The organism is Dyadobacter sp. LHD-138 (assembly GCF_030929615.1).
In the GTDB taxonomy this organism is placed as follows: domain Bacteria; phylum Bacteroidota; class Bacteroidia; order Cytophagales; family Spirosomataceae; genus Dyadobacter.
Genome location: NZ_JAVFVU010000061.1, coordinates 1 through 26,049, shown reverse-complemented (window position 1 = coordinate 26,049; position 26,049 = coordinate 1). Strand labels below are relative to the sequence as shown.

General features: G+C 43.2%; 23 protein-coding genes and 1 rRNA gene. 1 reads left to right on the top strand and 23 read right to left on the bottom strand.

Annotated features, from left to right (window positions below):
* Positions 1 to 67: ribosomal RNA gene (locus RB622_RS28670) — 16S ribosomal RNA — on the bottom strand; the annotation flags it as partial.
* 255 nt (positions 68 to 322) lie between these two features.
* Positions 323 to 1,957, bottom strand: a complete 1,635-nt coding sequence (pruA, locus tag RB622_RS28665; RefSeq protein WP_308050260.1) for an L-glutamate gamma-semialdehyde dehydrogenase — start codon at positions 1,955 to 1,957, stop codon at positions 323 to 325.
* Positions 1,958 to 2,255: 298 nt separating this feature from the next.
* Here pruA and thrC point away from each other — a divergent pair, with 298 nt between their 5' ends.
* Positions 2,256 to 3,563, top strand: a complete 1,308-nt coding sequence (thrC, locus tag RB622_RS28660) for a threonine synthase (protein ID WP_308050259.1) — start codon at positions 2,256 to 2,258, stop codon at positions 3,561 to 3,563.
* 132 nt (positions 3,564 to 3,695) lie between these two features.
* Here thrC and RB622_RS28655 read toward each other — a convergent pair whose 3' ends face one another.
* The 21 genes from RB622_RS28655 to RB622_RS28555 form a co-directional block, all read right to left on the bottom strand.
* Complete coding sequence (locus RB622_RS28655) at positions 3,696 to 5,510, bottom strand: tetratricopeptide repeat protein (protein WP_308050256.1); 1,815 nt, start codon at positions 5,508 to 5,510, stop codon at positions 3,696 to 3,698.
* Positions 5,511 to 5,942: 432 nt separating this feature from the next.
* Positions 5,943 to 7,559 (bottom strand): Ig-like domain-containing domain, encoded by a 1,617-nt coding sequence (locus tag RB622_RS28650; RefSeq protein ID WP_308050254.1) that lies wholly within the window; start codon positions 7,557 to 7,559, stop codon positions 5,943 to 5,945.
* A gap of 72 nt (positions 7,560 to 7,631) precedes the next feature.
* Complete coding sequence (locus tag RB622_RS28645) at positions 7,632 to 8,381, bottom strand: class I SAM-dependent methyltransferase (RefSeq protein WP_308050253.1); 750 nt, start codon at positions 8,379 to 8,381, stop codon at positions 7,632 to 7,634.
* A gap of 153 nt (positions 8,382 to 8,534) precedes the next feature.
* Positions 8,535 to 10,397, bottom strand: coding sequence for a tRNA uridine-5-carboxymethylaminomethyl(34) synthesis enzyme MnmG (mnmG, locus tag RB622_RS28640; protein ID WP_308050252.1), 1,863 nt, complete (start codon positions 10,395 to 10,397; stop codon positions 8,535 to 8,537).
* A 77-nt stretch (positions 10,398 to 10,474) separates the two neighbouring features.
* The gene (gene ybeY / locus RB622_RS28635) at positions 10,475 to 10,888 is read right to left on the bottom strand and encodes an rRNA maturation RNase YbeY (protein WP_308050251.1); all 414 of its coding nucleotides are present in this window, start codon (positions 10,886 to 10,888) and stop codon (positions 10,475 to 10,477) included.
* Positions 10,889 to 11,096: 208 nt separating this feature from the next.
* Positions 11,097 to 14,420: a DUF4175 family protein gene (locus tag RB622_RS28630; protein ID WP_308050250.1), complete on the bottom strand. Its 3,324-nt coding sequence runs from the start codon at positions 14,418 to 14,420 to the stop codon at positions 11,097 to 11,099.
* Between the two features lie 320 nt (positions 14,421 to 14,740).
* Positions 14,741 to 15,553 carry a tryptophan synthase subunit alpha gene (gene trpA, locus RB622_RS28625; protein WP_308050249.1) on the bottom strand — a complete coding sequence of 271 codons (813 nt, stop codon included), beginning with the start codon at positions 15,551 to 15,553 and terminating at the stop codon, positions 14,741 to 14,743.
* Positions 15,550 to 15,942, bottom strand: coding sequence for a Dabb family protein (locus tag RB622_RS28620; RefSeq protein ID WP_308050247.1), 393 nt, complete (start codon positions 15,940 to 15,942; stop codon positions 15,550 to 15,552). The genes trpA and RB622_RS28620 overlap by 4 nt, the downstream gene beginning before the upstream one ends.
* Positions 15,943 to 16,004: 62 nt before the next feature.
* Entirely contained in the window at positions 16,005 to 16,652 is a 648-nt protein-coding gene (locus RB622_RS28615) for a dual OB domain-containing protein (protein WP_308050245.1), read from the bottom strand.
* Between the two features lie 10 nt (positions 16,653 to 16,662).
* Entirely contained in the window at positions 16,663 to 17,103 is a 441-nt protein-coding gene (locus tag RB622_RS28610) for a DUF488 domain-containing protein (protein WP_308050244.1), read from the bottom strand.
* Positions 17,100 to 17,729, bottom strand: coding sequence for a DUF488 domain-containing protein (locus RB622_RS28605; protein ID WP_308050243.1), 630 nt, complete (start codon positions 17,727 to 17,729; stop codon positions 17,100 to 17,102). Before RB622_RS28605 ends, RB622_RS28610 begins: the two co-directional genes overlap by 4 nt.
* 61 nt (positions 17,730 to 17,790) lie before the next feature.
* Positions 17,791 to 17,991 (bottom strand): hypothetical protein, encoded by a 201-nt coding sequence (locus tag RB622_RS28600; protein ID WP_308050242.1) that lies wholly within the window; start codon positions 17,989 to 17,991, stop codon positions 17,791 to 17,793.
* A 126-nt stretch (positions 17,992 to 18,117) separates the two neighbouring features.
* Positions 18,118 to 19,317, bottom strand: a complete 1,200-nt coding sequence (gene trpB, locus RB622_RS28595) for a tryptophan synthase subunit beta (protein WP_308050241.1) — start codon at positions 19,315 to 19,317, stop codon at positions 18,118 to 18,120.
* Positions 19,318 to 19,321: 4 nt separating this feature from the next.
* On the bottom strand, positions 19,322 to 19,972 hold the full coding sequence (locus RB622_RS28590) for a phosphoribosylanthranilate isomerase (protein WP_308050240.1): 651 nt from the start codon (positions 19,970 to 19,972) through the stop codon (positions 19,322 to 19,324).
* The gene (gene trpC / locus RB622_RS28585) at positions 19,969 to 20,787 is read right to left on the bottom strand and encodes an indole-3-glycerol phosphate synthase TrpC (RefSeq protein ID WP_308050239.1); all 819 of its coding nucleotides are present in this window, start codon (positions 20,785 to 20,787) and stop codon (positions 19,969 to 19,971) included. Before trpC ends, RB622_RS28590 begins: the two co-directional genes overlap by 4 nt.
* Positions 20,784 to 21,524, bottom strand: a complete 741-nt coding sequence (locus tag RB622_RS28580; RefSeq protein ID WP_308050237.1) for an alpha/beta hydrolase-fold protein — start codon at positions 21,522 to 21,524, stop codon at positions 20,784 to 20,786. Before RB622_RS28580 ends, trpC begins: the two co-directional genes overlap by 4 nt.
* Positions 21,525 to 21,529: 5 nt before the next feature.
* A complete protein-coding gene (locus tag RB622_RS28575; protein ID WP_308050236.1) occupies positions 21,530 to 22,120 on the bottom strand; it encodes a Uma2 family endonuclease in 591 nt (196 codons plus the stop codon).
* Positions 22,117 to 23,106 carry an anthranilate phosphoribosyltransferase gene (trpD, locus tag RB622_RS28570; protein WP_308050235.1) on the bottom strand — a complete coding sequence of 330 codons (990 nt, stop codon included), beginning with the start codon at positions 23,104 to 23,106 and terminating at the stop codon, positions 22,117 to 22,119. The genes RB622_RS28575 and trpD overlap by 4 nt, the downstream gene beginning before the upstream one ends.
* Before the next feature lie 57 nt (positions 23,107 to 23,163).
* On the bottom strand, positions 23,164 to 23,730 hold the full coding sequence (locus RB622_RS28565) for an aminodeoxychorismate/anthranilate synthase component II (RefSeq protein ID WP_308050234.1): 567 nt from the start codon (positions 23,728 to 23,730) through the stop codon (positions 23,164 to 23,166).
* Between the two features lie 88 nt (positions 23,731 to 23,818).
* Positions 23,819 to 24,208: a tautomerase family protein gene (locus tag RB622_RS28560; protein WP_308050233.1), complete on the bottom strand. Its 390-nt coding sequence runs from the start codon at positions 24,206 to 24,208 to the stop codon at positions 23,819 to 23,821.
* A gap of 20 nt (positions 24,209 to 24,228) precedes the next feature.
* Positions 24,229 to 25,650, bottom strand: coding sequence for an anthranilate synthase component I family protein (locus tag RB622_RS28555; RefSeq protein WP_308050261.1), 1,422 nt, complete (start codon positions 25,648 to 25,650; stop codon positions 24,229 to 24,231).
* Between the last annotated feature and the right edge of the window lie 399 nt (positions 25,651 to 26,049).

Genomic DNA, 26,049 nt, shown 5'->3' with positions numbered 1-26,049 from the left:
CCTCGCCTTGCATGTATTAAGCCTGCCGCTAGCGTTCATCCTGAGCCAGGATCAAACTCTCCATTGTAAATTTTTGTTTGTGATCATCCCGAAGAATGTCACGGTATCTTCTTAAACGAGTTTTTCTTACTCTTTTAGTTTATCTCATCATGTCAAAGAACAGTACCAATCCCGACTTTCTTACTCTCTTTTCGTTTCCTCTGTCTGCGATTGGGATTGCAAAGGTAGAAAAACTTTTTGTGGATGCAAATCCATAGCAAGAAATATTTTCATTTTTTTGAAAGTTCTTTAAGTATTCAAACTATTCAAAATAATTATCCAATTATTCAGCCAAAAGGAAGGGATATTTATAGTTTTCAGGCGAAACCAATGTTTCCTTTATTACCCGCGGAGAAACCCAGCGAAGTAAGTTTAACACAGATCCCGCCTTATCATTGGTACCGGAAGCACGCGCTCCGCCAAAAGGCTGCTGCCCCACTACCGCGCCCGTTGGCTTATCATTGATATAAAAATTACCCGCAGCATTCACCAGATGTTCCGTTGCGTATTGAATCGCGTAACGATCCTGCGCGAACACGGCACCCGTCAATGCATAGGGAGAGGTAGAATCAACAATCGGGATAATTTCCTCGAACTTATCGGCATCATATATATACACGGTAAGAACCGGTCCGAATATTTCATCACACATCGTTACATAATCCGGCTTTGCAGCCTTAATAATCGTTGGCTGGACAAAATACCCTTTGCTCTTGTCAAACGTTCCCCCTGCAACAATTTCAGCATCTCCCGGATTGCTTTTTACACCTTCTATATAGGAAGCAATTTTATCAAAGGATTTTTCGTCGATAACCGCATTAACAAAATTGGAAAAATCTTCAACGCCTCCCATTTTGATTTCCGCCAGATCAGTCAACATATATCCTTTTACCTCTTCCCACAAATTGGAAGGAATGTAAGCACGGGAAGCAGCGGAGCATTTTTGTCCCTGGTACTCAAAGGCACCCCGGATCAATCCCGTTGCCAAAGCTTTTGCATTCGCCGACTTATGCGCCAAAACAAAGTCTTTTCCGCCTGTCTCGCCGACAATCCGGGGAAAGGTCTTATAACCTGCTATATTTTCGCCGATCTCTTTCCAGATGGTCTGAAATACCTTTGTACTTCCCGTAAAGTGAATCCCGGCAAAATCCGAATTTTTGAAGACGATATCGCCAGCAACAGGCCCATCCGCCAAAATCATATTAATAACGCCATCGGGAAGGCCGGCTTCTTTAAACACTTTCATAATCACATTGGCTGCGTATACCTGCGTAAATGCGGGTTTCCAAAGCACAACGTTACCCATCAGCGCGGGTGCTGCCGGAAGATTCCCCGCAATGGCCGTAAAATTGAAAGGCGTAATAGCAAAAACAAATCCCTCCAAAGGACGATATTCCATACGATTCCAAACACCGTCCGAAGAAACCGGCTGCTGCTTATAGATATCTGTCAGGAAATTAACATTCAAACGAAGGAAATCGATAATCTCACAAGCTGAATCGATCTCTGCCTGGTAGGCGTTCTTTGACTGCCCCAACATGGTCGCAGCGTTCATTTCAGCCCGGTAAGGTCCAGCGATCAAATCAGCTGCCTTTAAGAAAATAGCTGCACGCTGTTCCCAATGCATCAACGACCATGTTTTGCGCGCTTCCAGTGCCTCTCCGATCGCCTTTTTTACATCTTCGGCACTGCCTTCATGCAAATACCCAAGTGTATGCTGGTGATCATGTGGCGGCGAGACACGGTGTTTTTTTTGAGAAAAGATCTCTTTACCACCAATATATTGCGGAATTTCAATCTGTTTTGATCTCGCTTCTTCAAGCGCTATTTTCAACTCGCTTCTTTCGGGGCTTCCCGGAGCGTAGTTTTTCACAGGCTCATTTCTTAAAGCCGGGACACTAAAAATACCTTGCGACATACTCTTTTATATAAATTTTTAAATAAATCAACCTGCACTCAGAAAACAGCGAACTTTTATGAAATTCCGGCATATCCCGGACCGATTTTACTGAAAATTATCCATTAAAATAATTTCACTGCAAAATTACGCCGTAACCGCAGAACGGCAAATCCACAAAAAATATGTTGTTTGAGTAATACTTGTTTTGACAAGGCAAGTTATATACTTTTCTCAAATTACATCTGCAATTTGCCTCACACGCAGGTATTTTAGTTAAATTTGTGCTTTTACTGCGCGAACATATTTCACCTATATAATGATATTTTACAGTACCAAGACAAATTCCCTGAAAGCATCCCTGGAAGAAGCCGTATTCAGGAGCCTGCCACCGGATAACGGCCTTTACATGCCTGAATTCATTCCGAAAATTTCAGAAGATTTTCTACATACGATTGAAAACAGAACGTTCAAAGAGATTGCTGTCGAAGTAACAGCGACACTTCTAGGCGAGGATATTCCCCGGAAGGATATTGAAAAAATTATAGAAAGTGCTTATGATTTTGAAGCCCCTGTTTTAAAAATTACGCCAAAAGACTACGTTTTAGAGCTATTCCATGGCCCATCCATGGCGTTTAAAGATTTCGGCGCACGTTTCATGGCGGCTGTCATGTCATATTTTTTGGTAAAATCTCAAAAGGAAATTCAAATCCTTGTGGCAACATCGGGAGATACCGGAGGCGCTGTTGCTCAGGGCTTTTACAAAGTTCCGGGCATTTCTGTTACCATCCTCTACCCAAGCGGAAAGGTGAGTGAAATTCAGGAAAAGCAACTGACAACGCTCGGACATAATGTAACCGCTCTGGAAATCGACGGAACTTTTGATGACTGCCAAAAATTGGTCAAGGAAGCATTTCTTGACAGCGAGTTAACAGAAAAGTTCAATTTGGCTTCTGCCAACTCGATCAACATTGCCAGGCTTATCCCGCAATCGTTTTACTTTTTCTCTGCCTACGCGCAGCTAAAACATCTGGGTAAACCTCTTGTTTTCTCTGTGCCAAGCGGAAATTTCGGGAATTTGAGTGCAGGACTTCTGGCCTATCGCATGGGACTGCCGGTAGAACATTTTATCGCTTCGACCAATCTTAACAATGCCGTACCGAGATATTTGACAAATGGAGTCTTCGAACCTCACGCTTCCATCGAAACAATTTCCAATGCGATGGATGTAGGCAACCCGAGCAACTTCGTAAGAATGACACGGTTCTTTGGTGACGACTGGAATCTTGTCCGCGAAAAAATTTCCGGATATTTTTTCAACGACGCGCAAACGCAGAAATCGATGCGCGAAGTTTATGGAAATGCAAATTATGTCCTTTGTCCTCATACCGCCATCGCTTACCGCGGGCTTCAGGAGTACCGCCAAAATTCAGATGGGAATTTTACCGGCGTTTTTCTTTCAACAGCACATCCGGCCAAATTTATCGATCTGGTGGAAGAAACTTTAGGAAAATCCGTCGAAATTCCTGAAAGACTTCAATTGTTGCTTTCCATTGAAAAAAGTTCGATAAAAATGAAACCATCATTTTTAGACTTTAAGTCGCTACTAATGAATCGATTGAAGTAATATTCCAGCGAATTTTACCGCCTGAGGTTTAAACAGATGAGATCAATCAGGCAACAGATCGCAAATTTTAAAACGTAAAAAGGAAAAGGGAAGCCAAAATGACTTCCCTTTTCCTTTTTTAATTTTCTTAAATCAATTTACAACATCGCCTCGCAAAATCCTGAATCGTTTTCGGGACTCCGCGACAAAAATGCTTCCGGGATATTTTTCCATTAACTCCTGGTACAACTTCATCGCCTCATCTTTGTTGTTCAGTTTTTCCTGATTCAGTCTTGCCATCTCAAACAACGCATCATCCCCAAGAATGTCAACGCCGAATTTTGAATAAAGCAATTTCAAAGAGGCCATCGCCTGTTGGTTACTGTCAAGCTTGACATAAGTGTTTGCCATCAACCACAAAATTTCGTCTGACAAACTATGCTCCGGATATTTTTCGTAAAGGTATTTGAGTGAATCAATCGCCTGGTATTTTTTATTTTGGAAAAGCAAAAGCTCAATATTCGAATATTCCTTCATCGCAGTTTCCGAACTATCCAATCCCGTATTGTCCATAATAAGCAGGCTCAACTCGTTGGCATCGTTGGCAATTTCCCTGGAAGTAGCCTTCTTCAAAATATCAAGGACCTCTTTGGCCAGGGCAAAATCTCCTTTAAAGTAATGGAGTTTCGCATTACGCAATTTGGCTTCATAACCCAGTTGATCATCCTTTTGCGACTTCTCAACCTGCGAGTAAAGCAATGACGCTTCCCAGGGCTCTCCCTGCAAAAGATAAATATCGCCCAGATCCAGCTTGCATTTATCGACAAACATTTTCTCTTGCCTGCCTGCATCAATAGCCATTTGCATGATCTGGATGGCCTTCTTGAAATCGTCGAGATAAAAAGCATTCAGGGTTGCCATATTCCGCAGCGCTTCAATAGTCCTGAGGCCGACCCCCAACTCATCGACAAGCTGCTGATATTGTCCCAGCAACTTCTGAACCTCTTCACGTTTTATCGGATACGTATTTTTCACCTGCTCTTCGCGCGAAAATATAGCCATACGACGAGCAACAGGATACAGCTGTCCCTTTGGATATTCCTTCACCAGATAGTCGAATATGGCTCCCGCATTCACATAATCCTCATTCTGAAGCGCCAGCATGGCCAGGTTATAAAGCCTCGCCCCGTTATGTTTAAATCGTTTGTCCAGCGCCCTTTCCTGAATAAATGCCTTGTAAAAGTCTTTCTTTTGAACCTGATACCAGATCAGCAGCTCATTATAAAAACCCTCATTCGGAAACTTTTGGATCTTATCGTACAATACTTTTTCCAAAAGTGCCTGCTCCTTTTCATCCTTTGTGAAATCCTGAAGCATGTTTTGTACCACTTCGATATTCTGATAGCGCGTACCATACGACAACAACTCATCGATCATTTTTTCAGGCTCATTCAAATCCCGGTAGACACTGGCCAGCTCAAGTTGAAACAGATCATTCCTTTTGGAAACTTCCCGACCATTCATCAATGCCTTTTTGGCCCATTCAGGTTGTCCCGCTGATCTGAATTCATCGGCCATATCTCTCTTCAGATCAATCCTTAAGCCAGAAGCACTCAATGCTTGTTCATTCTTTTTCTCGGCCTCCTGCGCCTTTCCTTGCGCGTTCATCAACACTCCCCAGTATATATAGTACCAGGCCGAATTGAATGCGTCATTCTTAATCTGCTTCTTGAAGAACTGTTCTGCCTCGTTCCAGCTTTTTGTTTTGGTGATGCAGCCGGTGTAATTTTTAAGATAACCCTTGTCAAAACCGGCTTTAAGAAGCGTCGTATAATAAGTCAGCGCTTTGGAGCAGTCATTCTTTTTATAATACTCCTCAGCCATTTCTTTTTCGGTCTGGGCCTGTGCCGTCACCCCGGCCCCGGAAAGAATTATGTAGATCAATAACCTCTTAAAACCTTTTTTCATAATAGATAAAAAAAATTTCTTTTTTAGTTATTACTACTCTCTAGCACTGTGGATATGTCTATAAGTATCTTTTCCACTATAGATTAACACAGTTATCCACAATTTGTGGATAACTGTTAGGGTTTATCCACTGGAGTTTTTATTTTTGTCCACAATTAAGTTGTTGAGTCACAAGGTAAGAAATTATTTATATACATCGGACTGTTGGTAACTCGACTTAAGGTGCTTAAAAAGTTATACACATTCTCTACAGTGTATTAACGTACTGTTAACTTCTATTTAGATGTGGATTGTCCACTTTAGATTTGAAACTTGAAATTTATCCACACGAAACAGGGGTTATCCACATAATTGTTAACAAAATTCTGTTATTTACCCACAGATTTTCGGACATATCCACATAGTTATCCACATAAAGTGTATAAGAAAATACTAGTCCTTGAGTGTGGACAAGTCAAAATTGGTGTCATTGATCTCAAAATTCGCTTTGATCAGGAGCTTTTCCGGTAAGTATATGATTTTCTCCGGCTGTCTATTCTCTACAGGCAAACCTGTGTCCCATCTTTTGTTGTTATTGGTGTCGAGAATCAGCCGTAGGAAATAATTTCCTTGAGGAATGTGCCGGAATGTATAGGGTGAGGTGTAAAGCGACTGAAGTGTTTTATATTCCTGGTCGACCAATTCGATGATGAAATGGGCTGAACTGTCGGCGTTGTTTACAGCACCTCTTAAAATTCCATAGTCGTCTTCATTAAGAACCGGGTGTTTGATCAGCATTTTAGCCAAGGTATCCCCCTCTACACTAATGAAACTTCCCTTGGGGAATTCCCATTTGATACTGTCTTTAGCGGCCGATTTGCCGCTTATTTTGATCTGATTATGAAACTTATTCCAGGTCCACTTGAAGTTGCTTAAGGGCTCTTTAGTCAGACTGTCGGTAATCAACTGGATCTTTTTATCATCGATAAAACTTACAGGTTTGCTTAACTGAAGCTCATATTCGAAGATTTTTGACAGCGGTTTGTTTTGCTGTGGAAGCGAAGTCATGGTAAATGCATCGCGCTGCCGTTCCTTTCCTCTTTGCTGCTGAAACGTGATTTTAATGGTATCCTGAGCCGTGATTCCGAGCGAATCTGTCACGGACATCCGTATATAAGTCGTGTCCGGATGGGGCTGTACATTAAAGAATTTGAGCTGAATATTGTTTTCCAACACGTACGGAATGGTGTCTTTATTCATAAAATGGACGTCTACTTTCTCCACTCCTTTGTTAAAAACGACCGTGTAATTGTTGACTTTAGGGATGGTTCGCTGTACGCGGAAAGGCGTGTTATCAGATAAAAACAGACTCAGGTTATAGTTCAAAGAGTCAGAGCCTGCGTTAACAGGTTTGCTCAAAAAGCCTATTCTTTCGTCTTTGGCGTTGTACAAAAGGTTACGGTTTTTGTCGTCCAATGCGAATAATTTATAGTCTTTTACCTGGGCATTTTCTATTGTAAACCGTCCGCTGCTGTCTGTTCTTGAGAAATAGAACGGCTTTTGTTTGACGATATTCAGCGTGTCGCTGATATTATAAAGTCCCACCAGGGCATCGAAAATTGGCTTGTTGGAGCGTAGGTCTTTAACGGTTCCGTAGATGCGCCCGGAGTCCAGGGAGCTGCCTGTACTGAAAACCAGCTTGAGGTTTTTTGCCGGATTTTTCTCGGCATAATCCTTGATCGCGTCTCCGAAATTGAGCGTATAAGTGGTACTATCCTGGAATTTTTTCTTAAAATTTAGCTCTACAGAAGTGCCTTTTTGCTTGAAGCTATAAGGGTTGTCAGCCTCCGGGGTGATGATCAGTTTTTGAGTAATATTGTCGATTATCACGTACTCGTCAAAGAACAGGGATATCTTGTTATCCTTAAAATTCAGCGTGCGGTTTGGTGGGATGCTTTCAATTAAATTGGGAGGAATAATATCCTTTTTCCCTCCTGTTGGTGCTACCACCTGGGCGCATTTGGAGAGTAGAAAAATACAAGCGATGAGCAGAAAATACTTCTTAAGCATATGGTAAATAATTAAACAAAAGCCCTCAATACGGCATACTGTATTGAGGGCTTTCAGTGGTTTAGCGGATCATTAAATTTTGGAAATGATGTAGATCAGACTGGACGTATTTAAGCCTTCTGACGTGCTCGAATTGCCCTTGATATTGGACATCAGACCAGTCTTGATGCTGTCGAACAGGTTGACCTTTTTTGCCTTGTATTTCGTACTTAGCATGCTGACATAAAATGAATCGAACCACATCGGATGGATCTTATCAACCTTCAAACTATGTTTTTTCATCAGCAGAGCCATTGAATCTTTCGTGAAATGATAAAGGTGCCTTGGGACATCATAAGCGGCCCAGAAGCGGCTATATCGCGTGGCATCCGGCGACTGCGGGTTGGGCACGGCAATGATAATCTTTCCATTTGGATTGAGGTGTTCAGCTAGCCAGTCAATGGTTTCATTCAGCAAATGAACGTGCTCCAGCACGTGCCACATGGTGATAACATCATATTTCTGAGCGGTCAGTTCGTTGGCATAGATGCTTTCAAATACGTTCTCTCCTATCCTTTTTGCCGCAATTTCCCGTGCACCGCCGTCGGGTTCAGCACCAGCTGTGAGCCAGCCTGTCTCCTTAACCGCCTGTAAAAAATTGCCTGTTCCGCAACCGATATCGAGCAGAGATCCTTTTCCGGCGTGAAGACCCGTGATCAGTTTTATCTTCTGTCCGATCGTATAATTGCGCACAGCGGTGTAGATTCTACTCATGAGATCTTTCGCTTCATCATGGTGAGAAATGTAATCCTGGGACTGATAATAGGCCCCTATTTCTTCCATGGGAGGTCTTGGATTCGTGAAAAGAAAGTAGCACGCATTGCACTGCTGGATTGTGAATTCTTTCTTTGAAACGGTGTAATCTTCAACATTCAGATAATTACTGAAGCTGGTACTTTGACAAACCGGGCACTGAGTTAAAGTTTCTAAAGACATTTATCTTCCAATGAATAGCATGAGCACAGAGATATCTGAAGGACTGACACCGCTGATCCGCGATGCCTGGCCAATGGTCGAAGGCCTGGTTCTCTTCAGTTTTTCACGACCTTCAAATGAAAGGGAAGTGACGATATCGTAGTTGAAATTGTCAACGATACTGAGGTCCTCGAGCCGGTTCATTTTTTCGACCAATAGTTTTTCCTTTTCTATATAGCTGTCATATTTGATATGAATTTCAGCTTGCTTAATGGTGTCCTCGCCATACTTTTCGAGAAGCGCATAAATGACAGGAACTGATCCGGTGATTTCACTGATAGAAAGCTGCGGCCTCTTAAGAAGTTGGGTTACTGAAGTCTTTTCGCGAATCGGTGCGGAGCCAAGTTCCTCGAGTGTCGGATTGATTTCTTCGGGTTGCAATTTGTGACCTGTCAATTCCGAAATGATCTCTTCAACCTGCCGAATTTTTTGACGGACATTGTCGAGACGTTCCTGATCGGCAAGCCCGATTTCAAATCCTTTTTCGGTTAGGCGTATGTCGGCATTGTCCTGGCGCAGCAACGTTCGGTACTCGGCACGGGACGTAAACATGCGGTAAGGTTCTTCGGTCCCTTTATTGATCAGGTCGTCGATAAGTACGCCAATATAAGCCTCGGATCTTTTGAGTACAAAAGGCTCCAGCTGGTGAACATTTCTGTGCGCGTTTATCCCGGCCATCAATCCCTGACAGGCGGCTTCCTCATATCCTGTAGTACCATTGATTTGTCCTGCGAAAAACAGATTTTTGATCCGGTGTGTTTCGAGGGTTGATTTCAATTGTGTCGGTGGAAAATAGTCGTATTCGATCGCGTAACCCGGACGGAACATCTTGACATTTTCGAATCCCGGGATTTTCTTTAGCGCGGCGTACTGAACATCTTCCGGAAGTGAAGTGGAGAAACCATTCACGTATACCTCGACAGTGTCCCACCCTTCCGGCTCTACGAAAATCTGGTGGCGATCTTTATCGGCAAAACGATTGATCTTGTCTTCCACTGAAGGACAGTATCTTGGGCCGAGCCCTTTTATCCTTCCGGAGAACATCGGAGACTTTTCGAAACCGGTCCTGAGAATTTCGTGTACTTCGTTATTCGTGTACGTGATCCAGCAGCTTCTTTGCTTGCTGAGTTTCGTCGTATTTTTGTAGGAGAATTTTGAGGGGTTTTCGTCACCTGGTTGTTCTTCCATTTTTGAGTAATCTAGAGAACGCCCATCGACTCTTGGTGGTGTTCCGGTTTTCATGCGGCCAGCCTCGAAGCCAAGACTCTTAAGTTGCTCGGTAATTCCGGTCGCTGCTTTTTCACCGGTTCTTCCTCCCCCGAAATTTTTTTCACCGATGTGGATCAGTCCGTTCAGGAAGGTTCCGTTGGTGAGTACTACAGACTTCGATTTGATCTCGATACCGAGGCTTGTCTTAACACCGGTAACCTGATCGCCGTCAAGCAAAATTTCCTTGACGGTGTCCTGCCAAAAATCTACGTTTGGATTATTCTCCAGAACGCTCCTCCATTCTAGCGCGAACATCATCCGGTCGCTTTGGCAGCGCGGGCTCCACATGGCCGGACCCTTCGATAGGTTCAGCATCCGAAACTGGATCATGGTCTTATCGCTCACAATTCCTGACTGTCCTCCGAGCGCGTCAATCTCTCTCACAATTTGACCCTTGGCAACACCACCCATGGCCGGGTTACACGACATCTGTGCTATGGTGTGCATATTCATTGTAATGAGTAAAACGGAGGAGCCCATCGTCGCAGCTGCGGCAGCTGCTTCGCAACCGGCGTGACCGGCTCCTACTACGATTACATCATATTCTTGAAACATAGAATTTTAAGTTTTACTTATTTTGCTGTGAAACGTATTTTTGAAATATTTCAAAAGTGTTCCACGTGGAAATATTTTTAAAAAAGCAAAAGGCATTCATCTTCTTTCGCTCGCATTTGCGTCTTCAGTTCTTCACTGGTATCTGTGTAATCCATTAAGTGCAAGAGCCCGTGAATTAAAACCCGGCGCATTTCAGTTTCGAAATCAACGCCAAACTCCTCGGCATTTTCTTTTACACGATCCACGCTCACATAAATATCACCCTCGATTTTTCCTTCTTCTTCACTGTTGTCGAAGGTGATGATGTCGGTGTAATAGTCGTGATCCAGGTATTGTTTGTTGATCTCCAGAAGATATTCATCGGAACAAAAAATATAATTCAAATCACCCAAATCATAACCCTCTGATTTAGAGATTGTTTTAATCCATTTTGATGTTTTTAATGGAAAAGGAAGTTTGAAATCGATCTCTTCCGAGAAGAATTTTAGCATACTATTAATTCAGAATGGACTGTGTTTTAATGAGTTATATCAAATTTTCCATCCAGTTTAATCCTAAACCGAAAAGAAAATTTGGTATAAAGGTAGTAAGTATCTAATTACGATTTAATTAACCGTCAATTTCGTCTGCGATTTAACCTATTTTAAGGATTGTTACGTTTCTTAAAACAGGCTAAATCAAAACAAAATGTATTAGTAATCAGTTCTTTGACTGGTATTTACGGAAGTAAGTGTCCACTTCCCGCTTGTAGAAAGGCGAAAAAGTCGGTGGTATGGTGCGCAGTAGCTCGGTTTGTTTTTCCTTTTCCTGAATGTATTTCTCGAAGGCTGCCGGCGGTTGACGCGGTGTTTGTTTGGCGGTTTGCGCTTTACGCTCCTCGTCTTCATCCTGCTCTTTCATCGCTTTTTCCGATTCCAGCAACCGGGTTGTTATTTCCTGGTTACGTTTTATCAGTTCCGGCGTAATGCGCTTGTTGACAAGATCGGTCTCATTCTCGTCCATTTTATCCATGATTTCCTGAAGCTCTTCACCCATCGCTTTTCCGGCCTCGGTGCCTTTCTGCGAATCCATCAATTCCTGAATCATCTTACGGATCATCGCCTGCTCAGCAGCCATTCTCACAAGCTGTTCGGACGAGTTGCCCTGCCCTTCCTTACCTGATCCCAACTGCTTGATTTTTCCGTTCAGCTTTTCCTGCATCTCGCCCATGCCCTGCTGCTGTCCTTTTTGTTTTCCCTTTTTGCCTTTACCCTGCCCCGGCATGGCCATCGCCATTTGCTGCTGCATTTGCTTGAAAACGTCGCTGAGCATCAGCGCCAGGTTATTCATAGACGTCATCGAGAATTGCTGTTTCGATGTGGCGATACTGATGTTACGGTCTTTAATGCTTTTGACACTTTCGTCCATGTACTGCTTCATGTCATTCAGTTCCCGTGTAATAAATGACTGAATCTGTACCACACGATTGGCCAAAGCATACAGGCTATCCTCAACCACTTTTGCATCGTCTTTTAATTTCAGCTGTTGCTGCCCAAGTTTTATAAAACGTGGATCCTGTAAATTGACACCTCTGAAATCTTTCATCAGCTTCTCCTGATCGAAAGACAAGGTGATCAGGTTTTCCAGAATATCACGCAATGCATCCATATCCTCCTCCATTTGATCCATCTCGGCAGCTTCCATGGCTTCGGACATTGACTCAGACATTTCACGCATCGATTTCGCGGCCTTTTTCTGTGCCTGTGAAGCTTTGGAATTTTGTTGCTTACCAAGTTGCTCCTTGCTTTCTTTCATTTGCTCAGAAGCGTTTTTTTGCTCCTCTTGCTTGGTGTCTACCGGCTTTTCGAGCTCTTTACTTAACTCCTCAATCTCTTTTGCGTTTTCTTTCGCCTTGTCGAATTCTTCCTGGATTTTCTCCTGTTCATTTTTCAGGTCTTCATTCTTCCCTTTTTTCTCATCGGCATTTTTATTCTTATCGTTTTCCTGCGTTTTATCGGCCAGTTTCTCCTCTTTCTCGGCTAAATTGTCAAGCTTATCGACTAGATTTTCCATTTTCTGTTCCATCTGCATTTGCTTGAAGAGCTTCAAGGTGCGTTCCAGTTCCTTTTCAAGATTATGTTCCTTGTTTTTAAGCTTGTCGAGCATATTGGACATGCGCTCGCTCTTTTTCTGATCAAGCAATTTCTGGAGTTCCTTGTAAAGTTTGTCCGTCTCCTTATCTGTCAGCTCAGCCATCAGTTTCTGAAGCTGATTCAGTTTTTGCTGTAATTCGGGACTTTGCTGGCTGAACTGTTTCGCCTTTTCATTCATGCTCTGGTTCTTGTCCTGAAGCGCCTGCAATTCTTTGATCAGTTCCTCCCGTTTTTTAAGTACTTCTTCGATCTGTTTTTTCTCTTTGAAATCAAGATCTTTATTACTTTTCAGGCGATCATCCAATGCGTGCAGGTCTTTTTCCAGACTCTGTGCCTTTTTCATCGCAGACTCGATCTGGTTTTCCGTATTCTGCTCAGATTTCCTGATTTCTGCTTCCAGCTGATCTTTTGATGGCACTGTGAATTGAATAGATCTTGAACGGGCACTTTTTGCGCCGTTCACGCCATCGTTATCCCATACCTGGGCATAATATTCGATCTTATCGCCTGGGGCGAGTTTAAGGCTGTCGACATACCACTGGAAGTAAAAACTTTGTGTGTTGACGGTTTTATTAAAGGGAATCGGGATGGATTTTGGTACCGATTCTTTCTTTTCATTTTCGCGCTGAACGGAATAGAACAGCTTCAGTTGAGAGAAACCGTAATCATCGCTGATGGAACCGCCCAAAACCAGATAATTATACAAGGTCGTATCCTGGAAGTTTTCCAGCGACATAACCGGAAATTTATCCGGGATGACGTTGATATAATAACCGATCTTATCTGCATTGGCTGCCTCATCATTTTTCAGCTGAATCTGGTATTGCGACGAACGACGGACGGAACGCTTTGTAACCTGAAAACCTTTATCATCGTTTTCTGTGGCCTTGTATAAAAGCGAATCGCCTTCAAAGCGGATACCCAGCGATTTCGTGGAAGAAGTATTAAAATTCCACTCAATGGTCGTCCCTTCCGGAACGGACAAATTCCCCACGTTATTCAATCCCTCAGACGGCTTGTGCAGATAAGCCGGATAGTGCAGGTTCACGTCAAACGAGAGCAGAGAAGGCCGCTCCATTACGTTAAGTTTATATTCATCAGAAACGAAACCGGCCGCTTCAAAAGAAAATGCCGCCTCGCGCTGAATGTTTTTAAAGATATATGAATAATGCTGATTTCCTTCAGGGGTCAGTTTAAACCGCGTACCGTTCTGGATCAGGTAAACGTCCTGGGGCAAGGCTTCGCCCTTTAAGGTTAATTTTAGCGTAAAATCTTCATTACGGAATGCCTTCAGGCTTTTATTTTCGAGCTGAAATGAAAATGGTGCGTAGGTATAATTCTTTCTGAAATGAATGATCCTGTCAGAACTGGAAGTAAAAAATGAAGGATTGAAAAGCAAAATAACGCCGATGGCTGCTAACGGATAAATGGCATATTTGAGCCATTTTTTGTTTTCATTGAAACGTATGGCATCCGAAAATTTGACAATCAGTAATTGCCCTGATTTTTGCCGGATACTGGCCTCAATAAGGTCCGACTGCGTACCGGAAAGATTTCTGAGCTGTAACGTATTTAACAACTTATCACCCACTTCCGGAAAATACTGCCCGATCTGTAACGCCGCATCTTCATCAGAAAGAGGTCTTTTAAGGCCTAATAAATGAATGAGTGGCTGAACTACCCACTGAAAGAACGAAAACAGCAGGATGGCTAAAAAACCGAAGAACAACGTGCCGCGTACAGCAGAACTGAAACGACCGAAATATTCAAGTGTGTTGAATAACAGATACACACTCAGAAGCAATGCCGCTGAAAAGATAATTCCTTTCAAAAGTTTATTCTGGTAATACTTTTGCCGGTATTCCTGAATACGAAGGAGTAATCCTTCCATTACTGGTGTAAAAGCCGCCATAGGGTCAGGGATTGTATGGATTACTATGGTAACGATTTAACAAAGTAAAAAGTACGATTTCCCCCGCTGACCATAGAGCCGACTAATATACTATTTTTTACGCGATTTTGAAAGATTCCAGAGGGAAAGCGCTATTCGGCGCCGATGCCGGACCGGGTACTTGAAGACGTGCTGAAACAGCTAAGGATTAGCAGCAGGAAGATGCTAATCGTGATTTTCATAGGCCTGAAACAAAAAACAAACAACCCGTTTACCGGATTGTTTGTTAAAAATTGATACCAGATGTTTTAGAAACCGGCTTATGCGTTTATGACCGCAGAAGCAGGGTTTTTTATTTCCTGAACAAAATGGCGTATATCGTTTTCAAGATCCTTGCTTTCTTCCAGAACCCTGATAAATGCGCTTCCAATAATGGCGCCGCTGGCATAATTGCAGGCCTTGACGTAGGTTGCGTTGTCCTTGATCCCAAAACCGATCAGACGCGGATTACGCAAATTCATGGCATTGATCCGGTTGAAATAAGATTCCATGTCGGTACTTACCCCACTTTTTGAACCCGTAACGCTGGCCGAGGAAACCGTATAAATAAACCCTTCACTGGCCTGGTCTATCTGACGAATGCGGGCTTCCGAGGTTTGTGGCGTCACAAGGAAAATATTCAGAATACCGTACGAATCGAAAATGGATTTGTATTCATTCAGATAAACATCCATAGGCATATCAGGTAAAATAAGCCCGTCTACCCCTACTTCCGCGCATTTTTTGCAGAAATTTTCAATACCATACTGCATCACCGGGTTAACGTAACCCATCAATAACACGGGAATTGAAACGGTTTTACGCATATCCTGCAATTGATCAAAAAGCAGTTTCACGGACATACCATTTTCCAAAGCCTTCTCATTGCTTTTTTGAATCGTCTCTCCGTCAGCCACAGGATCGGAATAAGGCATGCCTATTTCAACGAGGTCTGCGCCGCCTTCCTGTAAGGCTGTGAGTATTTTTTTTGTATCATTCAGCGCAGGAAATCCGGCCGTAAAATATACGTTCAGAAGCCCCTGACCTGGCTGATCTGTTGGGTTTGTATCAAAAAGATTTACTATTCTGTTCATTCCTGTGTCCAGTAATCAAGCACTAAAACTTTGTCTAAATGTGGTTCCAAAACTTTCACAAACGCCTTATGCTCTGGATGAGGCAGGTAAGCTGCACGTCCTGCTTCGCTATCAAAAGAAACGAAAAACATATGGGTGAAACCTTGATTAAGTCCTTCAGGGCTGTTGTTTGTGCCCCATTCAAAACCCTTAACCTCTTTCACTTTGGAAGGAAGCTTGCGGAAAGCATCTTCAACTTCTTTTACTTGAGCCGGTGTGGCAGAATCTTTAAATTTGAATAATACGGCGTGACGTAGCATTTTTTTAGCGGCAGGTTTTTTATCCGAATTAGCGTAAGCGATGGTTCCAAAAAGTAGAAAACCGGCCAAAAATAAAGAAATGTATTTCATTTTGAATAGGTTTATTTTAGGTTTGATTTAAAAGTTGGGCAATTTATCATTAATAATCCAAATTAGGATGAGTCAGAAATAATTCCGGCGACAAGCTTATAATACCAGTCATTGAAGTTTATACCTATCGAAATACATAAATAAAGATTTTTTATTCCCGTTAAAATGTCTGCATTGTTCGTGTAAAGCTGTGTAAAAACAGGATCGGTTATCGGAAAATCATAGTGCGTTTCATTGTACTGAAAATGTAAACGAAGGTGTTTTTTATCCGGAGAGATCTTCTCAGTTATGTTGAACTGACTAACATGCAGCAACAAAAGTGAATGGTTCAGCGGAATGATTTCCTCTGTGGAAAGTGTCTTTCCCCAATTTCCGAAAATGTAATAGTGATTGTCGCATAAATCATGCAGCCGACGACGGTCAAACCGCCCGACGACTTTTAAATATTCATCCTTAAAGAAAACATTTTCAGACTGATAAGATGGTTTGGCCGGAAAACCGGCCGGTTCTATTTCAACGATATCCAGCAGTTTTATATGGGTTACCCAATGCGTATAAATTTTGCCATGCTGGGTTTTACATATCGGGCGTATCCATTTCGGGCCATTTATTCCAATGATCGGCTCATTGCTATTGTTTAGCTCGATGCCTGCCAGGCACCTTCCCCCTTCTTTGATAGAATTGGCTAAACAGACAAAACGAATTGTCATGTAACCGAAATCAGGTCAAATGGATGATCCGGACATCATTTCTTACAAGACGCAAATATTCAGCTAATAACCTTCGGTGACAATGGTCGGGTTGGTGTTCGCTGCATAACAGGCAGTTTTCGTGCAGCTTCTCAATATCGGTTTTCTGCGCGATTTTCCGCATGTCCAGCAGGTTCAGATACTCCGTTTCATACGCAGCCCAGCTCAATTTTTTGGCCCTGTACAGCGATAAAAGCGCCTTTGTCGGTGCGAAATCGAGGTTGTGTTCGTAGGAGATATTGCCGATTGTTCTGGCAAAGTATTGCAGGTCCGTTCCTTTTGCGAAACCGGCTAATTGGGAAGCATTATTTATTCTGGTGTCGATGATTTGTTTGACGCCTGAACTCTTTAAAAGATTAAAAAATGCTTCCGCTGGTTTTTCGGTAAAACCAATGGTGTATAGCTTAATCATATTTTTTCTTCTGAATCGTGTGTGTAGGGAGAAAATGCGATCTCCTGATTTTTTAAGTGATAGGCAACCGTAATTTGATCCTGAATGGAGACATCAGGATCAAATACAGTGGGAACCGGTAATTTTTTATGAAATTTCTTTAATAACGCCTTTTCAAGCTGCACATTCGTCAATAAGGTACTATCCTTAAGAATATGCTGAACATCGAATCCGAGTCGCTGAAGCGCCACAGAAACCATCGAAAAACGGTGGCAGTCGATCGGTTCGGCTTCGGAGCACATCAGGGCAATGACAAAACCTTTTTTAAAACCCTGAATAACCCTTTTGACACCGCTTTTAAAATCATCCGAATTGCGGACTTTTTCAAAATCCACTTTTGAATTTTCGTCTAAAAGTGTGGGATCCGTATGTCTGGCGCCGAATTCTTTGGCGAAATGCAGATAGGTAATCCCGTTTTTTTTCAAAAAAGCGGATAACGGTTCTTTATTGAATTGAGGGTTATAGGCGCTGGCCGCAACGCTTCTGACGTCAATAAGGCAGGTAATCCCGTGTTTTTTTAAAAGGTCGAGAAAATAATCCGGTGGATGAGTGGAGTGCCCAACCGTAAATAGTGTGTGTGTGTTCATCGTACAATCAATGGTAATGGTTACAATACGATCATGATTGCGTTGAGTAAAAGGGAAATCTTTATGCGGAACAGTTCAGGCATTCGCCTTCATCGCTGACTTTCAGGCGGTCAAACTCGCCCAGTTGTTCTTTCAATTCAAGAATTTCGTCTTCAATTTCACATCTTTCAAACAAAGATAATTCTCCTGAATTTACTTTCTTTTCCAGCTCCTGAACTTTCAGGCGCATTTCAAATACTTCCGGTAATGCCAGTGTAGCCATCGTAAATCATGTTTAAATCAGATATTAATACGAAAAAAATGATAAAAGTAACAACAGTCGGCTATTGGTTAAAGACGGGGTGCTTCGTTCAAAAGCAGACAGTCAAAAACCGATAGCCGACGGCTATTATTTAATGTATTTCATATAAGTCGCCATATCCTTATCGCCCCTTCCGGAAAGATTGATCACGACAGTTTCATTTGCCGTTGCGCCCAAACGCCCCAAAACCGCCAGTGCATGTGACGATTCAAGCGCTGGAATGATTCCTTCCATGCGGGTAAGCTCAAAGGCCGCCGTTACAGCTTCTTCGTCCGTAGCGGATAAAAACGTGCCTCTTCCGCTATCGTAGAGGTATGCGTGCTGAGGACCTATTCCCGGATAATCCAAACCAGCCGAAATCGAATAAGGTTCCACCACCTGACCGTCTTCTGTTTGCATCAGAATCGTGCGGCTTCCGTGTAAAACTCCAGGTGTTCCCAAAGCCGTTGTGGCTGCCGAGTGACCGGAAGTTATACCCTGTCCTGCCGCTTCCACAGCAACCAGTTTCGTTTCCAGATCGTCAAGATAATGGTAAAATGCACCGGCTGCATTGCTTCCGCCGCCTACACAGGCCACCACATAATCGGGATTTTCTTTCCCCGTCTGTTCTTTCAGCTGCCATTTTATTTCCTCGGAAATGATGGACTGGAAGCGCGCAACCATATCCGGATAAGGATGCGGTCCCACAACCGAGCCAATGATATAATGCGTATCAACCGGATTGTTGATCCAGTGACGCATGGCTTCATTGGTAGCATCTTTCAGTGTTCTGGACCCGCAGGTTGCCGCTCTGACTTCTGCACCCAGCATTTTCATACGGGCCACATTGGGCGCCTGGCGTTCGATATCCAGCTCGCCCATGTACACAATACACTCGATATTCATCAAAGCGCAAACCGTGGCAGTAGCCACACCGTGCTGTCCGGCACCGGTTTCGGCTACAACGCGTTTTTTACCAAGTTTTTGAGCAAGTAAAATCTGCCCGATGGTATTGTTGACCTTGTGTGCTCCGGTATGGCAAAGGTCTTCCCTTTTCAGAAATATATTGGTTCCGTATTTTTCAGAAAGCCTGTTGGCACGGTAAAGCGGCGTAGGACGGCCCACATAGTTTTTAAGCAAGTCGTCGTATGCTGCCTTGAATGAAGGTTCTGAAATAATCTGAAGATAATTTTCGCGCAATTCTTCCACATTTGGATAAAGCATTTCAGGTATAAATGCGCCTCCGAATGTTCCGTAATATCCCTGGCTGTTGGCCTGGTAAGAATTTTTTTCTTGTACTGCTTCCATAAGTTTATGCTTCTGCCTGCTCTTCTTTTTTTACTCTGACCTTATCGAAAAGCGCTCTCAGTTTTGAAATATCTTTAACGCCGGGTTCGGTTTCAAACATGCTGTTTACGTCTATTCCGTAAATAGGCATGGTTTTCGACAGGGCGATCACTTCATCTATATTGTCCAAACCTACCCCTCCGCTGAGGAAGAAAGGTTTTTCGTTATCGTATTTTTTCAAAAGACTCCAGTCAAAAGCCTTTCCGTTTCCACCCGGATTGTCTCCTTTGGTATCAAACAAAAACATATCGCAGAACGATTTGTAATTGTTCAGCATGGCAAAGTTAAACTGGTCGTGCATGGAGAACGCCTTGATGATATTTACACCTTTCTGACGAATGCTGCGACACATATCCGGCAATTCATTGCCATGCAGCTGTGCATATTGCAGGTCATATTTTTTGACCGTATCCAGGATATAGCCCGGACTTGCGTTCACAAAAACACCTACTTTTTTGATGGTGTTCGGTATACTTTTGACAAATTCCGGATCCAGTTCGTTGCCGACGAAACGCGGAGACTTCTCAGAAAATATAAATCCGATAAAATTTGGCTGTAATTCTATTAAGGCTTCGATGTTGCCTTGCTGGCGCATTCCACAAACTTTAACTTTCATATAACGTGAGGGTTTCTGTTGGCTAATTGTGACAAATTATTTTGCAGGGCCACCAGCGCTGCTCCCGGATTGGTTGTTTTCATGAATGTTTCTCCGATCAAAAATCCTTTATATCCGTAAGAAAATAATTCGATAATGGTCTCAGCGTCGCTTAATCCGCTTTCGGATATTTTTACAAAGGAATCAGGAATTTGAGCACTGAGGTCGATGGATGTCTGAATGGAAGTCTCAAATGTTTTGAGGTTCCGGTTATTGACACCAACGATATCAACCGTGTCGCACAAACTTTGTGCCAGCTCTTCGGCATTATGCACTTCGAGAAGCACTTCCAGACCAAGATCCTTAGCCTTTTCGCTGAGTGATTTTACCTCGGAAGGTTCAAGGCAGGCTGCTATTAAAAGAATGATATCTGCACCGATCGATTTTGCTTCAAAAAGCTGGTACTCATCCACGATGAAGTCTTTTCTCAGCATGGGGATCTGTGGATTTGCTTTTCTGGCTCTTAAAAAATCATCGAAAGAACCGCCGAAAAAGTCGATATCGGTTAAAACGGAAAGTGCTGCTGCCCCTGCCGCAACATAATCCGCGGTAACGACCTCCGGTGTCACAGCCCCGTTAATAACCCCCTTGGAAGGAGATTTTCTTTTGAATTCTGAAATAATGCGAGGCGAAGAGGTGCTTCTCAAAACATCAGTCAGGGAAGTTGAGGTACGTGAAAACAATTCCTCTTTTTCCAGGTCTGCAATGCTTTTGAGCTGTTTGGCTAACGCAATTTCGACTCTTTTACGCGCAACAATTTTTTCTAATATATTCATTTAGCTTCCCTTTTATGCTTTAACATCCACTCGTAGATGTCGTATGTATCGTTTTTCTCGTAAAGCCACTGGATTCCATGTCCGTCGTTTTCCAGCACCGTAAAGGTTGTATTTCCTTTACAATCCCGCAGTTTTTTTACCTTTTCTTCGGTTTCTGCGATTGGCACAATGTCGTCCAGTTTCCCATGAAACGTCCAGGTGGGTATGTGACGGATATTGCAAATATTTGTAATAGCACTGTTCCATGCACACAAAGGCACCAATGCGGCAAATTTATCAGGATATTTTTTGGCAATTTCAAAAGTTCCGCCGCCCCCCATGCTTATGCCCGTGAGATATACCCTGTCAGGATCGATCCGGTATTTGGTATTTAAATAAACAAATAAAGAATCAAACCAGTTTTCGGAGGACCAGTCGGTGACGCCATCAGGGCATTGGGGTGAGGCAATAATGAATTCAAAATTCCTTCCTTTTTCAATTAGCTGAGGTAGTCCATAGGCTTTCAGCTTGTTTAGATCATTACCACGCTGTGAGCTTCCGTGGAGGTAAATGACCAGCGGATATTTCTTTTTTGCAACGTTATACTCCTTTGGGAGATACAGTAGGTAGTTATATTTTTTCTTTTCCGTGCGCGTATTTTCAGATGGGTCGGAGCCGATGTTTTTTGCACTTGACTTTGAAAAAAAGCAAGCAGTTAAAAGTGCAAAAAAACAAATCAGTCCAAAACGTCTTATCATCTTTTTTAATCTTTGAAAATATCGGCAACGTTTAGTTTAAAATCAGGAAGGATGTAGCTTGTGAGAACATCAGCCGTTGTGAACGGATGTAATCCAATGTATTTTCCTTCCTCGTTTAAGACATACACAAAAATCGTTTCAGTGGTTGGCTCTGCCAGCCAATATTCTTTAACGCCATTCTCCTGATATACCTCGAATTTATTTTTCATTTCCACCTGAGAATTACCAGGAGAAAGAATTTCTATAATCCAGTCCGGGGCCCCTATGCAGCCCTTATCATCCAGCTTAGTCGTGTCACAAATCACACAAATATCAGGTTGCACAACCGTATAAATTCTATTTGTGGTATCGCTTTTCCTTAGTGTAAGACGCACATCAAACGGGGCGTGATAAACCTGGCAAGTCGCATTGTCCAGAAAGTTGAATAAAGCAGCGTGAAAACGGCCGGAAATGCGCTGGTGCCTACGGGCCGGGGCCGGTGACATCTTAAATATTTTTCCCTTGATCAACTCCACGCGCTCTTCGAACTGCCATTTTAGATAATCGGCATAGCTGTATGTTGCGTTCAAATCGAGTTGATCCAGGTTTGTTATCATGCTGCTGTCAGTTTTTTGAAACTCGCCAAGGCCTTTTTGCTTTCCAGCGATTCACGGGCAGTTTCAACGGCATCAAGTAAGGATAATTTTGGATTGGCACAGTGAAGCGCCAATGCTGAATTAGCCAGTACAGCCTGTTTTTGGGCTGATGTAGCTTCATTATTCAATACATTCATGAAAATTTTGGCGGAAGCTTCAACAGTTTCTCCGCCGGAAAGTTCGGAGGCGCGCAACGTGTCCAACCCGAGGAGGGAAGGAGTCAGAACTTGCTCTGTATGAGCTGTTATGATTTTGAATGCACCTGTTAATGACACTTCATCGTAACCGTCTAGGGCGTGAACAACCAGAAACTGTTTATCAGTCTGTTGGTAAAGATAAGCAAAAAGTCGGGCTAATTCAAGACTAAAAACACCAACCAGCTGCTTTCCCGGTGAGGCCGGATTGACCATAGGCCCGAGCATATTGAAGAATGTTTTTATACCCAGTTCCCTGCGGACCGGTGCAACGTTTTTCATAGCCGGATGAAAAAGCGGCGCATGCAGGAAACAAACCCCGGCTTCGTCGATCTGACGTTCCAGAATCGATTTATCATTGGTGAATTTAGCACCCAGAAACTCTAAAACGGTTGAAGAACCACACAGCGACGATACGCCATGATTACCATGTTTGGCCACACGCTGACCGGCGCCGGCAACCACAAAACAGGATAACGTCGAAATATTGAAGGTATCCTTGCCGTCCCCGCCCGTTCCGCAGACGTCGATGGGATCGTAGGCCGAAAGATCCACTTTCAGGCACATTTCCAGCATGGCGTCACGGAAACCTTCAAGTTCTTCAACGGTGATGCTGCGCATGGCGAAAACCGTCAGAAAAGAGGCTATTTCCGAATTGGAATATTGACCGGAACTGATACCGATCAGAATTTCCTTGGCTTGTTCCTTACTTAATACTTTGTATTCAAATAAATGTCCGAGAATGTTTTTCATGGTGCTAAAAATCCATAGGTGGCGTTTGCCTTTTTATTTAGAGAAAGATTAAGTGGATTACAGGTTTAACCAGTTTCGCAGCATTGCTTTTCCGTGGTCGGTCAATACCGACTCCGGATGGAATTGAACGCCTTTTACGTCATAGGTTTTATGCGAAAGCGCCATCACTCTGCCCGCTTCGTCCAGGGCTGTTATCCGCAGGTCATCGGTAAAAGTTTCCGGAACAACGGTCCAGGAGTGATACCTTCCCACCTGAATTTCGGACGGAAGACCCTGAAAAATACGCTCAGTAGGGTCGGTAATAATGGCTTTATCGCTGATTCCGTGCAGTACGTCCGTCATATTTTCCAGACTGGCGCCGTAAACTTCGCCGATAGCCTGATGGCCAAGGCAAATTCCTAAGATGCTTTTCGTAGGGCCATACTGACGGATGAGGTCCTGCATAATACCAGCTTCCGATGGAATACCGGGCCCGGGCGAAAGAAGGATTTTATCATATTGATCAACTTCTTCCAGCGTAATTTTATCATTCCTGAAAATGTCTACATGGCCGTGAAGTTCGCGGAGGATGTAAACCAGGTTATAGGTAAAAGAATCGTAGTTATCTAAAACAAGTATTTTCATGTTCGTATAGCGATCGGCTTCCGGCAGTTGGCTTTGGCCGTATTCTGGTTAATGTAAGAGGTTATCTAAAAAGTACTCCGAATCTTAATTAAACGCTGATGCTGTAATCGAGCAAAAGCTCGTCGGCTGGTTTGCCCCGGATACCCCAGTTATGCAGCGGTGTTTCGGTCAGGGTTATTTCAATATCGTTGGGAGAGATGCCTAATTCGCGCTCAAAACGGTCGAAAATGAATTGGTACAATCTTTTCTTGGCAGCAACCGAACGGCCTTCAAACAATGAAATTTCGATGATCGTATACTGGCTGCTCCTTCCTGCCGGATAGAAAAAATCTTCCTGATCCAGATAGAAAAAACGGTGTGCACGTTTGTTTTCGGGATACTGGAAAGCATCGACGACACAACCATGCAAGGTGTTGGAAACCTGCGCGCGGATCGGTATCAGATGTTCCTTCAAACCATAAATTTTTATCTGTCCCATAGCCCTGGTGATTTTGTCCGTCAGATTTCTTCAGCTACGTCAATTGCTTTACGTAACGCAGCCAGCTTGCTATTAATTTCCTGTAACTCGCTTTCTACATTTGATTTGGCTACAACGCCCATGCCGGCACGATAAAACAGCGTATTATCCTTGCTTAAAAAAGTACGGATGGCGATGGCGTGGTTGAAATCTCCGTTGAAATCCATAAACCCGATGGCCCCGCCGTAAATGCTGCGGTTGCTGGTTTCCATCTGATCGATCAGTTTCATCGCGTTGTGTTTCGGAGCTCCTGAAAGTGTACCGGCCGGGAAGGTATCGGCGACAAGCTGTAACGGATTAACGCCATCGTTCATCTTGCCAACCACTTTTGAAACCAGGTGGATCACATGGGAATAATACTGGACCTCTTTGTAATTCGTGACCTTTACAGCATCGCAGCTGCGGCTCAGGTCATTTCTTGCCAGATCCACCAGCATCACGTGCTCAGCGGTCTCTTTTGGGTCATTAAGGAGTTGTTGTGCCGCCTCTGCGTCGGCCTGATCGTCTCCAGTCCTGCGGAAAGTCCCTGCGATCGGATGAATCTCTGCCTGACCATTTTTAATAAAAATCTGCTTTTCCGGTGAAGAACCGAATATTTTATAATTGCCGTAATCGAAGTAGAAAAGATATGGGGAAGGGTTGATCGAACGGAGCGCACGGTATACATTGAATTCGTCGCCCTGGAAATCTCTGCTGAAACGACGGGAAGGTACGATCTGGAATACATCGCCACGCAAACAGTGATCAATACCTTTTTGAATAACACCCCTCATTTCGTCGTCGGTCACGTTTGAGCTTTCGTCGGATGTTATTTTAAAATCGTACTGCGGGAAATTTCTGTTTTTGATGAGCGCTTCAATCTGGTCCAGCCCGCTTTCCTGGCTAGTCTCCCCGTATTGATGTTCAAAAATGTATAATTCGTTTTTGAAATGGTTAATGGCGATCACGTAGCGGTAAACCTGGTAAAAAATCTGGTCGATTTCGGTCTCAGCGTTTGTTGGCTGGATTTCGATATCCTCAAAATAGGTTACGGCATCGTAAGTCATGTGGCCAAAAAGCCCGTTGGTTATAAAGGGGAATCCGTTTTTCTCCGAAACAAAGCTCTGTGCATAGCCATAGAGGGCTTGTACGGCGTCTTTGCGTTTATTGAGGGTAAATGTCTCATCGGTACCGTCAGGGTATTTCTGCGTGACAATATTGTTATTTAGTTTAAATGAAGAAACAGGATCACAGCAGATGTATGTAAAGGAGTTCTCATTACCATGATAATCCGAACTTTCGAGCAGTATGGTATTGACAAAACGGTCGCGAAGTTTCAGATAGATGGAAACAGGTGTTAAGGTGTCGGCCAGCAGTTTTTTGTGCCGGGTGGTGATGGAGTAAGTTTTGGTTAAAGAGGACATATTTTTCATTGGAATAGAGATATAACAAAAAAGCGGCTAGCTGTCAGATGAACAGCTAGCCGCTTGGAAAGTATATAATAGATCTTATACTACACAATAGAGCTTACTCGTCCATCTTATTAAGACGTGCGCGCCACCACCATGTAATATTTGAAGTAATTGTCATGTTTTAAATTGCGACAGATTTAAGTCTATTACAAATATATTAAAAAGGAGTCGAGTCTTGCAATAGTTATATAAAATAAACTTTGTTGCGGATCGAATTTTTTTATCATAAAATCTCCTAAACGCAAAAAGCCACCCTTATTCAGAGTGGCTTTTGCATTGCAATGGTATTGTGGCGACTACCTACTTTACCAGGTTTGACCCAAGTATCATCGGCGGTTCTGGGCTTAACTT